The organism is Pseudomonas sp. FP198, from assembly GCF_030687895.1.
Lineage (GTDB): Bacteria > Pseudomonadota > Gammaproteobacteria > Pseudomonadales > Pseudomonadaceae > Aquipseudomonas.
This window is the reverse complement of sequence record NZ_CP117452.1, coordinates 4,900,235-4,915,438: the sequence shown is the minus strand read 5'-3', so window position 1 is coordinate 4,915,438 and position 15,204 is coordinate 4,900,235. Positions and strand designations below refer to the sequence as shown.

At 60.6% G+C, this 15,204-nt stretch carries 12 protein-coding genes; 2 read left to right on the top strand and 10 right to left on the bottom strand.

Annotated elements, in window-relative coordinates:
• Positions 1-146: 146 nt before the first annotated feature.
• Positions 147-398: a hypothetical protein gene (locus PSH78_RS22410; RefSeq protein ID WP_305496860.1), complete on the top strand. Its 252-nt coding sequence runs from the start codon at positions 147-149 to the stop codon at positions 396-398.
• 203 nt (positions 399-601) lie between these two features.
• On the opposite strand, the gene PSH78_RS22405 is transcribed toward PSH78_RS22410, so the two are convergent.
• The 9 genes from PSH78_RS22405 to PSH78_RS22365 all read right to left on the bottom strand — a co-directional run bounded on the left by PSH78_RS22405 (position 602) and on the right by PSH78_RS22365 (position 13,302).
• Entirely contained in the window at positions 602-1,582 is a 981-nt protein-coding gene (locus PSH78_RS22405; RefSeq protein ID WP_305496858.1) for a peptide ABC transporter ATP-binding protein, read from the bottom strand.
• The gene (locus PSH78_RS22400) at positions 1,582-2,550 is read right to left on the bottom strand and encodes an ABC transporter ATP-binding protein (RefSeq protein WP_305496856.1); all 969 of its coding nucleotides are present in this window, start codon (positions 2,548-2,550) and stop codon (positions 1,582-1,584) included. Before PSH78_RS22400 ends, PSH78_RS22405 begins: the two co-directional genes overlap by 1 nt.
• A gap of 10 nt (positions 2,551-2,560) precedes the next feature.
• Positions 2,561-3,472: an ABC transporter permease subunit gene (locus PSH78_RS22395; RefSeq protein ID WP_305496854.1), complete on the bottom strand. Its 912-nt coding sequence runs from the start codon at positions 3,470-3,472 to the stop codon at positions 2,561-2,563.
• Between the two features lie 10 nt (positions 3,473-3,482).
• Positions 3,483-4,493, bottom strand: coding sequence for an ABC transporter permease subunit (locus tag PSH78_RS22390; RefSeq protein WP_305496852.1), 1,011 nt, complete (start codon positions 4,491-4,493; stop codon positions 3,483-3,485).
• Positions 4,494-4,568: 75 nt separating this feature from the next.
• A complete protein-coding gene (locus PSH78_RS22385) occupies positions 4,569-6,164 on the bottom strand; it encodes an ABC transporter substrate-binding protein (RefSeq protein WP_305496850.1) in 1,596 nt (531 codons plus the stop codon).
• Between the two features lie 75 nt (positions 6,165-6,239).
• Entirely contained in the window at positions 6,240-7,652 is a 1,413-nt protein-coding gene (locus PSH78_RS22380; RefSeq protein WP_305496848.1) for an OprD family porin, read from the bottom strand.
• 171 nt (positions 7,653-7,823) lie between these two features.
• Positions 7,824-9,425 carry an ABC transporter substrate-binding protein gene (locus PSH78_RS22375; RefSeq protein WP_305496846.1) on the bottom strand — a complete coding sequence of 534 codons (1,602 nt, stop codon included), beginning with the start codon at positions 9,423-9,425 and terminating at the stop codon, positions 7,824-7,826.
• A 394-nt stretch (positions 9,426-9,819) separates the two neighbouring features.
• Positions 9,820-11,445 (bottom strand): ABC transporter substrate-binding protein, encoded by a 1,626-nt coding sequence (locus tag PSH78_RS22370; RefSeq protein ID WP_305496844.1) that lies wholly within the window; start codon positions 11,443-11,445, stop codon positions 9,820-9,822.
• A gap of 255 nt (positions 11,446-11,700) precedes the next feature.
• The gene (locus PSH78_RS22365) at positions 11,701-13,302 is read right to left on the bottom strand and encodes an ABC transporter substrate-binding protein (protein WP_305496842.1); all 1,602 of its coding nucleotides are present in this window, start codon (positions 13,300-13,302) and stop codon (positions 11,701-11,703) included.
• Between the two features lie 581 nt (positions 13,303-13,883).
• Between PSH78_RS22365 and PSH78_RS22360 the strand changes: the two genes are divergently transcribed.
• A complete protein-coding gene (locus tag PSH78_RS22360) occupies positions 13,884-14,267 on the top strand; it encodes a DUF6124 family protein (protein ID WP_305496841.1) in 384 nt (127 codons plus the stop codon).
• A gap of 190 nt (positions 14,268-14,457) precedes the next feature.
• On the opposite strand, the gene PSH78_RS22355 is transcribed toward PSH78_RS22360, so the two are convergent.
• On the bottom strand, positions 14,458-15,174 hold the full coding sequence (locus PSH78_RS22355) for an SIMPL domain-containing protein (RefSeq protein WP_305496840.1): 717 nt from the start codon (positions 15,172-15,174) through the stop codon (positions 14,458-14,460).
• Between the last annotated feature and the right edge of the window lie 30 nt (positions 15,175-15,204).

Here is a 15,204-nt window from a genome sequence, read left to right as displayed (position 1 = left end):
GGAATAGACCTTATTCGAAACCAATCTTTAGAAGAGCGGCATTTCTGGCTGTTGCGTGGCGTCCTATCTGATGAACCGGTCTGTTCGGAACAATATTTCCTGAGCACCGTCGGCCCCGGCTTTCTCCGGTAAAGAAGGAATTGGCTATGAATAAGCTGCTGCGCATGATGTTTTTTCTAAAGGTGTTGGTGATGCTGTCCCTCGGTTCCACCGCTGCGTGGGCCGAATGCGATGAGCACGAGAAGCACGCGTCGAGTGGCTCGGTGGTTCAAGGCGAGTTCATGCTTGCCGCGACCGATGCGGACGCAGGCGATCCGGACGATGGCGAGGATGATGATAATTCGCCAGTTGATCCGCCGGATGACGATGAGGATGAAGAGGGCGACAGCCAGACGTAGATGCCCTGCATAAAAAACCCTCCAGCCCGAGTCGGTCTGGAGGGTTTTTTATTTCCTGTGGCGAGGGAGCTTGCTCCCGCTGGGCCGCAAAGCGGACCCTCTTTTTGGGCCTGCTACGCCCGAAGCGTCGGACCGGCCCAGCGGGAGCAAGCTCCCTCGCCACAAAGGCTTTTTTGCCTTAAGTGCTTTGCTGTCCTTTAGCCTTACGCCGCGCCGTCGAGGAACCGCTCCGCGTAGTGACACGCCACCAAACGGTTATCGAGCGGCCGCAGCGCCGGCTCTTCGGTTTTGCAACGCTCGGTCGCGTACGGGCAGCGCTTGTGGAAGGCGCAGCCGGACGGTGGGTTGAGCGGGTTGGGCAGTTCGCCGACGATCTTGATCTTCGGCTTGTTCGGGTCCGGATGGATGGTCGGCGTGGCCGACAGCAGCGCCTGGGTGTAGGGGTGCAGAGGGCGGCTGTAGATGGATTCGTTGGGGCCCATTTCCACCGGGCGGCCGAGGTACATCACCATCACGTCGTCGGCGACATGCTGCACCACCGCCAGGTTGTGGGAGATGAACACGTAGGCGGTGTTGAATTCCTGTTGCAGGTCCATGAACAGGTTCAGCACCTGCGCCTGGATCGACACGTCCAGCGCCGAGGTTGGTTCGTCCGCCACCAGCACCTTGGGTTGCAGCATCATGGCGCGGGCCAGGGCGATGCGCTGGCGCTGGCCGCCGGAGAACATATGCGGATAGCGCTGGTAATGCTCGGGGCGCAGGCCCACCTGCTTCATCATCGCCTGGACTTTGTCGCGACGCTCGGTGGCCGAAAGGTTGGTGTTGATCAGCAACGGCTCGGCCAGTTGATCACCGATTTTCTGCCGCGGGTTGAGGGACGCATAAGGACTCTGGAAGACCATCTGCACGTCTTTGCGCAGTTGCTTGCGCTCGGCCTTGTTGGCGCCGGCCACTTCCTGGCCGGCGATTTTCAAGGAACCGGCGGACGGCTCTTCGATCAGCGTCAGGGCCCGGGCGAGGGTGGATTTGCCGCAACCGGATTCACCCACCACGGCCAGGGTCTTGCCGGCTTCCAGTTCAAACGACACACCGTTGAGGGCGCGCACGGTCGCATGGCCCTTGAACATGCCACGGGACACTTCGTAATGACGGGTCAGGTCACGGGCGGTAAGTACGACGGCCATCACGCCACCTCCTGGTTCAACGGATAGAAGCAGCGGGCGAGGCTGTTGGATTTCGGATCGAGCGCAGGGCGCTCCTGGCGGCAGTTGTCGCGCACGTACGGGCAGCGCGGCGACAGCAGGCAGCCTTGTGGGCGGTCGTAGCGACCGGGGACGATGCCCGGCAAGGTCGCCAGGCGCTCGGCGCCCATGCTGTGCTCCGGAATCGCCGCCAGCAGTGCTTCGCTGTACGGGTGGGCCGGGATGTCGAACAGCTGCGGCACCTTGCCCACTTCCACGGCCTGGCCGGCGTACATCACGCACACGCGCTGGGCGGTTTCAGCCACGACGGCGAGGTCGTGGGTGATCAGCACCAGGCCCATGTCCTGCTCTTTCTGCAGGGCCAGCAGCAGATCCATGATCTGCGCCTGGATGGTCACGTCCAGAGCAGTGGTCGGTTCGTCGGCGATCAGCAGTTTCGGCTCGCCGGCAATCGCCATGGCAATCGCCACGCGCTGGCTCATGCCGCCGGACAGTTGATGCGGGTAAGCGTCCATGCGGCTGGCGGCGCCCGGGATCTCGACTTTTTCCAGTAGTTCGATGGCGCGCTTGCGGGCGGCCTTGCCGGACATCTTCAGGTGCAGGCGCAGCACTTCTTCGATCTGGAAACCCACGGTGTAGCTGGGGTTGAGCGCGGTCATCGGATCCTGGAAAACCATCGCCAGGTCCTTGCCGACGATCTGCCGGCGCTGGCGGTTGCTCAGCTTGAGCATGTTCTTGCCGTCGAAGTTCAGCGCGTCGGCGGTGACGATACCGGGGTGCTCGATCAGGCCCATCAGCGCCATCATGGTCACGGATTTACCCGAGCCGGATTCGCCGACGATCGCCAGGACCTCGCCTTTATCCACGCTCAGGTCCAGGCCGTCGACCACCGGCACGGCGGTGGCGTCGCCGAAGCGGACGTTGAGATTCTTGATTTCTAGCAATGACATGGGAATCTCCTCAGGCGGCATTCTTGAGTTTCGGGTCCAGCGCATCGCGCAGACCGTCGCCCATCAGGTTGATTGCCAGCACGCTGAGCAAAATGGTCAGGCCGGGCAGGCTCACGACCCACCAGGCGCGTTCGATGTAGTCGCGGGCCGAGGCCAGCATGGTGCCCCACTCAGGGGTTGGGGGCTGCACGCCAAGGCCGAGGAAGCCCAGGGCGGCGGCGTCGAGGATCGCCGAGGAGAAACTCAGGGTCGCCTGGACGATCAGCGGTGCCATGCAGTTGGGCAGCACGGTGATGAACATCAGGCGCGGCAGGCCGGCACCGGCCAGGCGGGCGGCGGTCACGTAGTCGCGGTTCAGCTCACCCATCACGGCGGCGCGGGTCAGGCGCACGTAGGAAGGCAGCGAGACGATGGCGATGGCGATCACGGTGTTGATCAGGCCAGGGCCGAGGATGGCGACGATCGCCACGGCCAGCAGCAGCGAGGGCAGGGCGAGCATGATGTCCATCAGGCGCATGATGGTCGGGCCGAGGATGCGCGGGAAGAACCCGGCGAACAGCCCCAGCAGGATGCCCGGGATCAGCGACATCACCACCGACGACAAACCGATCAGCAGCGACAGCCGCGAACCCTGGATCAGGCGCGAGAGCAAATCACGGCCCAGTTCGTCGGTGCCCAGCAGGAACTGCATCTGCCCACCTTCGAGCCACGCCGGCGGCGTCAGCAGGAAGTCGCGGTATTGCTCGCTCGGGTCGTGCGGCGCGACCCATGGGGCGAAGAGTGCACAGAACACAATCAGGATCATGAACATCAGCCCGGCGACGGCGCCCTTGTTGCGGGAAAACGCGTGCCAGAATTCTTTGTACGGGGATGGGTACAGCAGGCTTTGATCGACTGCTACCGCGGTAGTTGGAGTACTCATGGTCTTGATCTCAGCGCTGGTGACGGATGCGTGGGTTGGCAAAGCCGTAGAGGATGTCCACGACGAAGTTGACCAGAATCACCAGGCAGGCGATTAACAGGATGCCGTTCTGCACCACGGGATAGTCCCGGGCGCCGATGGCTTCGATCAGCCACTTGCCGATGCCCGGCCAGGAGAAGATCGTTTCGGTCAGGACCGCGCCGGCCAGCAGCGTGCCGACTTGCAGGCCGACCACGGTCAGCACCGGGATCAGCGCGTTGCGCAGGCCGTGCACGAAGACCACGCGCGATGGCGACAGGCCCTTGGCCTTGGCGGTGCGGATGTAGTCCTCGCGCAGCACTTCGAGCATGGAGGAACGGGTCATGCGGGCGATCACCGCCAGCGGAATGGTGCCCAGCACGATGGCCGGCAGGATCAAGTGATGCAGTGCGTCGAGGAACGCGCCCGGCTCATCGGCCAGCAGCGTATCGATCAGCATGAAGCCGGTTTTCGGCTCGATATCGTAGAGCAGGTCGATCCGTCCCGACACCGGTGTCCAGCCCAGGGATACCGAGAAGAACATGATCAGGATCAGGCCCCACCAGAAGATCGGCATCGAATATCCCGCCAGGGAGATGCCCATCACGCCATGGTCGAACAGGGATCCTCGCTTGAGTGCCGCGATCACCCCAGCCAGCAGGCCGAGGATACCGGCGAACAACAGCGCGGCCAGGGACAGTTCCAGGGTCGCGGGAAACAGCGAGCTGAACTCGGTCCATACGCTTTCACGGGTACGCAGCGATTCGCCAAGATCGCCCTGGGCCAGTTTGCCGATGTAGTCCAGGTACTGGGCATACAGCGGTTTGTTCAGGCCAAGGCGTTCCATTGCCTGAGCATGCATTTCGGGATCGACCCGACGTTCGCCCATCATCACTTCCACGGGGTCGCCGGGGATCATGCGAATCAACGCGAAGGTCAGCAAGGTGATGCCGAAGAACGTGGGAATCAGTAATCCCAGTCGGCGGGCAATAAAACTAAACATCTTCAGGTGTACCTCATCAGCCGGTTAGGCGTGCCCGGCAACTCCTGGGGTCAGGGATGCCGGGCGTTTTCTTATCTACTTCACCTGGGTGGTGGCGAAGTTGTTGGTGGTGAGCGGGCTAATTACATAACCCTCTACGTTCTTGCGCATTGCCGTGAACATGCGGGTGTGGGCCATGCTGATCCATGGCTGGTCCTGGCTGAAAATCACCTGGGCCTGCTCATAGAGCCTGGCACGCTCCTCGGGGTTCACTGTGGCGCGTGCCTGGTCGAGCAGCGCCTGGAATTTCTCGTTGCACCAGCGCGCGTAGTTTTCGCCGTTCTTGGCGGCTTCGCAACTGAGCATAGGCGTCAGGAAATTATCCGGGTCGCCGTTATCGCCCGCCCATCCGGCGGAAACCATGTCGTGCTCGCCGTTTTTCGCGCGCTTGAGCATTTCGCCCCATTCCATCACGCGGATATCGACCTTGATCCCGACTTTCGCCAGGTCGGCCTGCATCATTTGCGCGCCGAGCATCGGGTTGGGGTTGGTCGGGCCGCCGCCATTGCGAGTGAACAGGGTAAACACGGTGCCTTCCGGCACGCCGGCTGCCTTGAGCAACTGGCGCGCCTTGTCGAGATCGCGGGTCGGGTTCTTCAGGTCGTGGTTGTAACCCAGCAGCGTCGGCGGGTAAGGGTTGACCGCGGCGGTGGCGTTGCCCTTGCCGAACAGCGCGTTGACGTAGGCTTCCTTGTCGAAGGCCAGGTCGATGGCTTTGCGCACCCGCACGTCGCTCATGTATTTGTGGCTGGTGTTCAGGGCGGTGTAGGAAACGGTCATCGCATCCAGCTCGGTGACCTTCAGGTTCGGGTCTTTCTTGATGCTGGGGATATCGTCCGGTTTCGGGTACAGCGCAATCTGGCACTCGTTGGTCTTGAGTTTCTGCATGCGCACATTGTTGTCGGTGGCGATCGCCAGCACCAGCGCATCGGCCGGCGGTTTGCCCCGGAAGTAGTCCGGATTGGCCTTGAAGCGAACCTGGGCGTCTTTGTTGTAGCGCTGGAAGATGAACGGCCCGGTGCCGATCGGCTTGCTGTTCAGCTCGGCGGCCTTGCCTGCCTTGAGCAACTGGTCGGCGTATTCGGCCGGGTAGATCGAGGAGAACGCCATGGCGACGTCGGCCAGGAACGGTGCTTCGCGGCGGGTCAGGGTGAACTTGACCGTGTGCTCGTCGACTTTTTCGACGTTCTTGAGCAGTTCCTTGAAGCCCATGCTTTCAAAGTACGGGAAACCCACGCTCGACAGTTTGTGCCACGGGTGATTCGGGTCCAGCTGGCGCTGGAAACTCCAGACCACGTCGTCGGCGTTCATGTCGCGGGTCGGCTTGAAGTAATCGGTGGTGTGGAACTTGACGCCTTTGCGCAGGTGGAAGGTATACGTCAGGCCGTCGTCGCTGATGTCCCAGGACTCGGCCAGGGCAGGAATCACTTCGGTGGTGCCGGGCTTGAAGTCGGCCAGGCGGTTGAAGATCGTTTCGGCCACGGCGTCGGCGGTGACTGCAGTCGTGTACTGGACCATGTCGAAGCCTTCCGGGCTGGCTTCTGTGCAAACCACCAGGGGTTTGGCCGTGGCGCCAACGGCAACACTCAGCAGTGCGGCGGCAATGGCGGCGCGTAGGGGGTTCATGTTCATCGTCAATCCTCTGCAATCGGTTGAACGGCAAAAAACCGAACGGTCAACCTTGTGGGTCGACCGTCGGTGGAAAGGTTAGAGAATGTTGAACGGGATGGTGGTAACCAGGCGGAATTCGTTGAGGCTGCCGTCGGCCTGGTTTTCGCTGGCTCGGTGGGCGGTATAGGTCGCACGGACCGCGGTGGCTTTCAGCGGGCCGCTCTGGACGGCATAGGAGGCACCGATACCGTATTCGTAGTGATGCTCGCCGTCCATAGAGGCGACGTCGTAACCGGTACTGTTGTAATGCGTACCGTCGATGCCCCAGCCGCGAGCCTGATAGATGTTGAATTTCAGGCCCGGAACGCCGTATTCGGCCATGTTCAGGCCATAGGCGACCTGGAAGGATTTCTCGTTCGGGCCGTTGAAGTCCGACAACAGGGAGTTGGCCAGGTAGATGCCGTTGGTTTCGTGCAGGTAGTCGAAGTATTCGTTGCCGTTCACTTGCTGGTAAGAGAACGTCAGGCTGTGGGCCTGGTGCGTCAAGCCGAACGACAGGGAATAGGTGTCGTTGTCGATTTCGCCCAGCTTGCTTTTACCCGAGTCCACGGTCTTGTAGTAGTTCAGGCCGGTGGTCAGGCTCAGCACCGAGCTGTCGCCCAGTTCATGGGTGGCACCGAAGTAGTACTGGTTCCACATGTCCTCGGCCTCGGTCGCCCAGAGGCTGGTCTTCAGGCTGGCCAGTGGCTGGTAACTGATACCGGCGGTGTTGACGTGATCAGTCTCGACGCTGCTGTCGCCATACTCGGAGCGAAACTTGCGCTGGCTTTGTTCCATGCGAGGAGAGTTACGGTCGAAGGTGGCTATATCGAACGCCAGGTTTTCGAATTCTTCACTGTGCAGGCTCACACCCTGGAAGCTGGAAGGCAGCGCACGGTTGCCGATGACATCGACCATCGGGCTGCTGAAGTTCTGGCGGCCGGCGGTCAGGGTGGTGTTGGAAACGCGTGCCTTGAGGTTGGCCAGGCCCAGTTTGCTCCACTGGCCCACGGCGTCGCCGCCTTCGCGGGTCAGGGTACGGTTGTTGCCGGCGCCCGGACGGGTGGTCGGCGCTCCGCCATTGTTGGACGCCAGATCCTTGCGATCCTGGTCCAGGGCGATGGCGTTATAGGCGGCCAGTTCGGTGCTGAAACCCACGGTGCCTTCGGTGAACCCCGAGTTGTATTTGACGATGGTGCCCTGAACCCAGTTGATACGGCGGTCGGTCTCGCGTGCTTCGCCGTTCTTGCGATAGGTGAGCTTTGTGCCCCGCTTGAATTGCTCGTTGGCGTACCAGTTGCGCGTGGTGCCACTGATGGACTGGCCTTCGATGAAACCCTTGGCTTCGCTTTGCTCGCTGGTGGTCTTGAGAGCCACAGGAGTGACCGCCTGACTTTGAGACTCGGCATAGGCCGTTGCGGTGATGCTGCTGATGGCCAGGGCCAGTATCGCGGTGCTGCTCAGTTTCATGGGTAACGCTCCTTTTTCTTTCTTTTTTATGCCGTTCTTTTTCGGTGATACGGCTATTGGTTTACAACTCATTTGCAGCTTGCAAACGTTTGCCAGGCGCCTGATCGGCGAATTACGGCAAGACGCTGGCGGAGGGCTTCCAAAGGAAGCCCTCGCTGCATGGCTAAACGGTTATGGGTTCAGGCTGACGCCCGAGAAGACGTTGCGACCGAAGGGGCTGACCTTGAACCCTTCGACTTTGGCACTCAGCGGCTGATTGACCGTCGAGTGGGCGATAGGCGTGATCGGCACTTGCTGCTTGAGCAACTGCTGGGCCTGTTTATAGAGCACGGTGCGCTGCTCGCGGTCGGTGACGATCTTGGCCTGCTTGATCAGCTTGTCGTAATCCTGGTCACACCATTGGGAGTAGTTGTTGCCGCCAATGGCGTCGCAGCTGTACAGCGTGCCCATCCAGTTGTCCGGGTCCCCGTTGTCGCCGGTCCAGCCGATCAGGTTGATGTCGTGCTCGCCATTCTTGGTGCGCTTGATGTATTCGCCCCATTCGTACGTGACGATCTTCACCTTCAAGCCGATTTTCGCCCAGTCGGACTGGAGCATCTCGGCCATCAGCTTGGCGTTGGGGTTGTACGGGCGTTGCACGGGCATGGCCCAGAGGGTGATTTCGGTACCTTCCTTGACCCCGGCGGCCTTGAGCAGCTCCTTGGCTTTTTCCGGGTCGTAGGGAGCGTCCTTGATCGTGTCGTCGTAGGACCATTGGGTTGGCGGCATGGAGTTTTGCGCCAGTTGCCCCGCGCCCTGGTACACGGCGTTGAGAATGCCCTGCTTGTTCACCGCCATGTCCAGCGCCCGGCGCACTTCGACCTGGTCGAAGGGTTTGTGGCGAACGTTATAGGCGATATAGCCAAGGTTGAAACCGGGCTTCTCGATCAGTTGCAGCTTGGGATCGTTCTTCAGCGCCGGCACATCGGCCGGGCGTGGATGCAGGGTGATCTGGCATTCGTTGGCCTTGAGCTTCTGCACCCGTACCGACGCATCGGTGTTGATCGAGAAGATCAGGTTGTCCAGCTTGACCCGCTCCGGCGCCCAGTACTGCTTGTTGGCGACGTAGCGGATGTTGGAGTCTTTCTGGTAGCTCTTGAACTCGAAAGCCCCGGTGCCGATCGGCTTCTGGTTGATGTCGCTCGGCTTGCCGCCCTTGAGCAGCTTGTCGGCGTACTCGGCCGAGAGGATCGAGGCGAAGCTCATGGCGATGTTCTGGATGAACGCGGCGTCCACGCTGTTCAGCGTCATGACCACCGTCAACGGTCCTGTCGCTTCGACCTTGGCGATGTTCTTGTTCAGGCTCATGCCGTTGAAGTACGGGAACTCGGTGGGGTAGGCCTTGCGAAACGGATGCTGCGGATCGAGCATGCGGTTGAAGGTGAACAGCACGTCGTCGGCATTAAAATCCCGGGTCGGCGTGAAGTAGTCGGTGGTGTGGAACTTCACCCCTTCGCGCAGATGGAAGGTGTATTTCAGACCGTCTTCGGAAATGTCCCAGCTCGTCGCCAGGCCCGGCACGACATTGGTCGCGCCTTTTTCAAATTCGGCCAGGCGGTTGTACAGCGGTTCAGCGGCATCGTTGTCGGTCGCGGTGGTGTATTGCGCGGTGTCGAAACCGGCGGGGCTGCCTTCGGAACAGAACACCAGGCTGCCGCCGGCGGCCTGGGCCGCGGATGTAGCGGCCAGCAGGCCGGTGCCCAGCAATGCGGATAAAACCAAGGTATGGCGCATGACGCTCCCTCTCTCGTTCGGGGTGTTTGACAGTGAACCGGGTGTCCTTTCGGAGACAGGTCCGGGGCACTGGGCTCATTCCATTGCGTAAACAGCGCTGCCGCAGGAGTGGCAAATCGTCCGGCGCCGACGGTATGCGTCGTGGGCCAGGCGGTATATGCGTAACGCCTGAAAGACTTGTGGGAAAAGGCAACACGTCCTAAACCAACTGCTGTGGTACGCAGTGCTTTTGGATGTAGGCAGTTTCCTAGGTCTTGGTCTCGGCAGATAAAGCTACGGTGCGCCGTGGAGCGAGCCCTGCTCGCGATGGCGTTGATGTACATCGCCATCGCGCTCAAAAAGGGGCTGCTACGCAGCCCAGCGGGAGCAAGCTCCCTCGCCACAGGTCACTTTATTATTTGCTGACGCTGACGCCGTAGAAGGAGTTCAAGCCAAAGGGGCTGATCTTGAAGTCCTGCACGTTGGCGCGCATGGGTTGATACACCGTCGAGTGAGCGATAGGTGTCATCGGCACGGCGTCCTTGAGGACGTGTTGCGCCTGTTTGTAGAGTTCGGTGCGCTTGGCCTGGTCGGTGGTGCGCTTGGCTTCCTTGACGAGGCCGTCGAACTTCTTGTCGCACCATTTGGAGAAGTTGTTGCCGGCCAGCGAGTCGCAGCCGAACAGCACGTTGAGCCAGTTGTCCGGGTCACCGTTGTCGCCGCTCCAGCCAATGATCATGGCCTGGTTCTCGCCACCCTTGGAACGCTTGATGTACTCGCCCCATTCATAGCTGGTGATCTTGACCTTCAGGCCGATCTTGGACCAGTCGTTCTGCAGCATTTCCGCCATCAGTTTGGCGTTCGGGTTGTACGGACGTTGAACCGGCATCGCCCACAGAACGATCTCTGTGCCTTCCTTGACGCCGGCTTCCTTGAGCAGAGCCTTGGCTTTTTCAGGGTCGTATTGGGCATCTTTGATGGTGGTGTCGTAGGACCATTGGGTCGGAGGCATGGCGTTGACCGCCAGTTGTCCCGCACCTTGGTACACCGAGTCGATGATCTGCTGCTTGTTTACAGCCATGTCCAAGGCTTGACGGACGCGCAGGTCAGCCAACGGGTTGGGCTTGTCGTCGCCTTTGACTTTTTCCATCACGTTGTAAGCTACATAACCCAGGTTGAAACCCGCCTGGTCAGGCATCTTCAGCGCTTTGTCGTCCTTGAGGGCCTTGAGGTCGGCCGGGCGTGGGAAGAGGGTGATCTGGCACTCGTTCTTCTTCAGCTTCTGGATACGCACCGACGGGTCGGTGGTGATGGCGAAGATCAGGTTGTCGATCTTCACGTCTTCAGGCTTCCAGTAGTCCTTGTTGCCGGTGTAGCGGATGTTGGAGTCTTTCTGGTAGCTCTTGAACACGAACGGGCCGGTGCCGATCGGCTTCTGGTTGATGTCGGCAGGCTTGCCGTCCTTGAGCAGCTGGGCGGCGTACTCGGCGGACTGGATCGAGGCGAAACTCATGGCCATGTTCTGGATGAACGCGGCGTCGACATCCTTGAGGGTGAACTTGACGGTGTGGTCGTCGACCTTATCGATCTTGGTGATGTTGCTGTCCATCCCCATGTCGGTGAAGTACGGGAATTCGGTCGGGTACGCCTTACGGAACGGGTCGTCCTTGTTGATCATGCGGTTGAACGTGAACAGCACGTCATCGGCATTGAATTCACGGGTCGGCTTGAAATACGGGGTGGTGTGGAACTTGACGCCTTCACGCAGATGGAACGTGTAGGTCAGGCCGTCTTCGGAAATGTCCCACTTGGTGGCCAGGCCAGGAGTCACGGCGGTACCGCCGCGCTCAAACTGGGTCAGGCGGTTGAACATGGTTTCTGCAGAGGCATCGAAGTCGGTTCCGGTGGTGTACTGACCAGGGTCAAAACCGGCCGGGCTGCCTTCGGAGCAGAACACCAGGTTAGTCGCGGCGGAAGCGAAAGGAGCGCTGGCTAACAAGCCTGCGCCGACTAAAAACGGAATGACCGCGTGTTTAAGCATGTTGGCCTCATGATTTGTTGTCATTTTTGGATTTGAGGGCGACCTCGTGAGTCGTCCTGCGGATACTTATGCAGGCCCCATACCCAATGCAAGATCCAGAGCGGTTTCAAGTCTGAAACAGTGGCACGTACGTACCTTAATGTCGCATCTTTATAACTTTTGACGCATTTGAACGTTTGCGCAGGTTTTTTTGGGGCAAGAGGCGCTCCGTGCCGGTGCGTCGCGAGGCTGCAACGCACCGGCCTGGGGCGGGTTTTACTTGTTCAAACCCACGCCGTAGAAGGGTGTAAGCCCGAACGGGCTGAGCTTGAAATCGACCACTTCCTTGCGTATCGGCTGGAACACCGTCGAGTTGGCGATGGGGGTGATGGGCACCTGCTGCTTGAGGATTTTCTGCGCCTGGCGGTACAGGTCGATGCGTTGCTGGCGGTCGGTCGAGACCTTGGCCTGCTGGACCAGCCGGTCGTAGGCCGGGTCGCACCACTTGGCGTAGTTGCTGCCCTTGACCGCCGCGCAGCTGTACAGCACGCCGAGCCAGTTGTCCGGATCGCCGTTGTCGCCGGTCCAGCCGTAGATCATCGCGTCGTGTTCGCCATTCTTGGCGCGCTTGATGTACTCGCCCCATTCGTAGCTGACGATGTTGGCCTTGATGCCAACTTTGGCCCAGTCCTGCTGGATCATTTGCGCAGACATTCGCGCATTGGGGTTGGAGGCGCGCTGCACCGTCATTGCCCATAAATCGATGGTTGTACCGGGCGCAACCCCGGCTTCCTTGAGGAGTGCCTTGGCCTTGGTCACGTCATGGGGCGCATCCTGGATCGCCGGGTCGAACGACCATTGGGCCGGGGGCAAGGCGTTCTGCGCCAGCTGCCCGGCGCCCTGGTACACGGCCTTGATGATGGCCGGCTTGTCGATGGCCATGTCCAGCGCCTGACGGACCTTGAGTTGGTCCAGCGGCGGATGCGTCACGTTATAGGCGAGGAAACCCAGGTTGAAACCGGGCTGCCTGAGCACGCGCAGGTTCGGGTCTTGCTCCATCACTTCGATGTCGGCCGGACGTGGATAACCGCTGACCTGGCATTCGCCGCGCTTGAGCTTTTGCAGGCGCACGGCGGCGTCCGGGGTGATGGAAAAAATCAGGTTGTCGAGCTTCACGTCCTCGGGCTTCCAGTACGCGGTGTTGGCGGCGTAGCGGATCTGCGAATCCTTCTGATAGCGCTTGAACACAAACGGTCCGGTGCCGATGGGCTTCTGGTTGAGATCGCCGGCCTTGCCTTCCTTCAATAGCTGCGCTGCGTACTCGGCGGACTGCACGGAGGCAAAACTCATCGCCAGGTTCTGCACGAATGCCGCGTCGACGTTGTTCAGGCTGAAGCGCACGGTGTGCTCGTCGACCTTTTCGACGTTATTGATCGTGGTGGTCAGGCCCATGTCGGTGAAGTACGGCGACTCGGTGGGGTAGGCCTGGCGGAACGGGTGTTGCGGATCGAGCAGGCGCTGGAACGTGAACAGCACGTCGTCGGCGTTGAAGTCGCGGCTCGGGGTGAAGTAGTCGGTGGTATGAAACTTCACACCCTCGCGCAGGTGGAAGGTGTAGGCAAGGCCATCGGCGGATACCTCCCAGCTCGACGCCAACCCGGGCTCGACTTCGGTGCCGCCGCGCTTGAATTGGGTGAGGCGGTTGAAGACGGTTTCGGCCGAGGCATCGAAGTCGGTGCCGCTGGTGTATTGGCTGGGATCGAAGCCGGCGGGGCTGGCTTCGGAGCAATAGACCAGGGTGGTCGCGGCCTGGGCCAGTGGGGCGCCGCTCAGCAGGGCAAGCGTAAGCAAGAGGGGTTTGAAGGTGGTTCTGTCCATGAAATCCCTTAGGTCTTGATGAGGGTTTTTCTGAAGGGTAGCGGGTGGGGCGGGCGCGTAGGAAATATCTAAAAGTGAGGATGACCCGTGGGTTTGGGTATAGCGCTTGGACGACGCGGCCGGACTTTGCGCTGGTATTCCAATCCCATTGTGGGAGCGAGCCTGCTCGCGAAGGCGTTCCAAAGGCCGCCATAAATCGCTGGCCAACCACTCCCCCCGTGGCGAGGGAGCTTGCTCCCGCTGGGGCGCGAAGCGGCCCAATAACAGCGACTCTGTACATCTGACACACCGAGGTGTCCGGTTTTGGGACTGCTACGCAGCCCAGCGGGAGCAAGCTCCCTCGCCACGGAAGGTTGTGTCGGGTTGTTAGGTGGCATGCGTCCTTCGAGAGTGTAGGAACGTTCGGCCCTACATAAGGAAATGTCCGACGTGTTTTTAAGGTTGCCGGTCGGAACTGCGCTCTCTAATCTTTTGCTTGTCGCTGCTACTCAGCGGCCGGGCGTGAGAAACCCGAAAAATAGGTCGTAAGCCTCACGACCATAACGGCAAGTGATGGCTCCAATTTCATCAGGAGCACGCACATGAACAAAGGAAAGAATGAGCCAAAATTCAACAGCGCGAATCCTCTCGCGGAACTCGATGCTATCGAAGAACTGCTAAAGGACGGCGCCGCCGCCGAGCGAGTCCTTGATCATCACCTCAACCCGAAACCACCTGAAACAAGTACCGATCCACGCATTGACAGTCTGTTCTCAGTCACGGCAGATGCCGATGCCGACACGCTGCTGAGCAGTACTTCGGAAATCCTGGCTTCGATCAAAGCCATGGCCGAGGATCTGGCCTTCGAAGTGGAGGGCACGCGGCGCAGTGTGGCGCTGGGGATTCATCAGTTGGTGGAGTTGTGCCAGCTGCTGGTGGACAAGGCGTTGGATCAGCTTGAAGCGCAGGCCAGCCCGGCACCTTGATCTCCTTGTGGCGAGAGAGCTTGCTCCCGCTGGGCTGCTCAGCAGCCCCAAAACCAGACGCCTCGGAGTGTCAGTCAGCCTGAATCGTTGCTGTTGGGGCCGCTTCGCGCCCCAGCGGGAGCAAGCTCCCTCGCCACGGAGGCTTTGGTTGTTTCAGCCAGTAAGCGAACTGGCTGAAACACGGCCAGCACTACTGCATCAACACCTCAACCACCCCATCCGCCGTCATGGTCACTTTGCTGGTGCCGGCTTCAACCTCAGGCGTGACCGACTCGGCGTCCATGGACGCCGCTTTCATCATCATTTGCGGGCGCATGTACGGTTGTGGATAACCGTTGGTGTTGAAGTTCAGGTTGACGATCTTGTAGCCCTTGCCGCCCAGGGCTTCGGTGGCGAGTTGGGCGCGGGCCTTGAAGGCGTTGACGGCGTCCTTGAGCAGGGCGTCTTCGCTGGTCTGGCGGGTGGCGGTGGCGATGGCGAAGTCCATGCCGGCCATTTTCATGTCGCCCAGCAGTTCGCCGGTGAGTTTGGACAGGGCGGCGAAGTCGGCGCTTTCCAGGCGCAGCTCGGCGCGTTCGCGCCAGCCGGTGATTTTCCCGCCTTTGTTGTCGTAGACCGGGTAGCTGTTGCGGCTGCCCTGGCGCAGGTTGATGTCCTTGACTTGCTTGGCCTGGCCGATGGCTTTGTTCAGCGTGGTGCTGACGGCGGCGGCGAGTTTGGCCGGGTCGGTGTTTTGTTCCTCGGTGTAGAGGGTGACGATCATCAGGTCGCGGGCCACTTCCTGGCTGGCTTCGGCGTGCAGGGATATCTGGTTGTAGTGCAGCTCATCGGCGGCCAGGGCCGGCAGGCTGACGACGGCGCCGAGGCTGAGGGCGAGCAGGGTGGCGGGGCGACTGAACGTGTGCATGAAAGCTCCTTGGGATGAGGCGCAGGGGTA

What these genes read in the sequence shown, in the direction of transcription:
- PSH78_RS22395 (WP_305496854.1), bottom strand. Translation starts at nt 3,472, where the DNA reads ATGAGTACTCCAACTACCGCGGTAGCAGTCGATCAAAGCCTGCTGTAC.
- PSH78_RS22410 (WP_305496860.1), top strand. Translation starts at nt 147, where the DNA reads ATGAATAAGCTGCTGCGCATGATGTTTTTTCTAAAGGTGTTGGTGATG.
- PSH78_RS22360 (WP_305496841.1), top strand. Translation starts at nt 13,884, where the DNA reads ATGAACAAAGGAAAGAATGAGCCAAAATTCAACAGCGCGAATCCTCTC.
- PSH78_RS22375 (WP_305496846.1), bottom strand. Translation starts at nt 9,425, where the DNA reads ATGCGCCATACCTTGGTTTTATCCGCATTGCTGGGCACCGGCCTGCTG.
- PSH78_RS22355 (WP_305496840.1), bottom strand. Translation starts at nt 15,174, where the DNA reads ATGCACACGTTCAGTCGCCCCGCCACCCTGCTCGCCCTCAGCCTCGGC.
- PSH78_RS22380 (WP_305496848.1), bottom strand. Translation starts at nt 7,652, where the DNA reads ATGAAACTGAGCAGCACCGCGATACTGGCCCTGGCCATCAGCAGCATC.
- PSH78_RS22370 (WP_305496844.1), bottom strand. Translation starts at nt 11,445, where the DNA reads ATGCTTAAACACGCGGTCATTCCGTTTTTAGTCGGCGCAGGCTTGTTA.
- PSH78_RS22400 (WP_305496856.1), bottom strand. Translation starts at nt 2,550, where the DNA reads ATGTCATTGCTAGAAATCAAGAATCTCAACGTCCGCTTCGGCGACGCC.
- PSH78_RS22405 (WP_305496858.1), bottom strand. Translation starts at nt 1,582, where the DNA reads ATGGCCGTCGTACTTACCGCCCGTGACCTGACCCGTCATTACGAAGTG.
- PSH78_RS22385 (WP_305496850.1), bottom strand. Translation starts at nt 6,164, where the DNA reads ATGAACATGAACCCCCTACGCGCCGCCATTGCCGCCGCACTGCTGAGT.
- PSH78_RS22365 (WP_305496842.1), bottom strand. Translation starts at nt 13,302, where the DNA reads ATGGACAGAACCACCTTCAAACCCCTCTTGCTTACGCTTGCCCTGCTG.
- PSH78_RS22390 (WP_305496852.1), bottom strand. Translation starts at nt 4,493, where the DNA reads ATGTTTAGTTTTATTGCCCGCCGACTGGGATTACTGATTCCCACGTTC.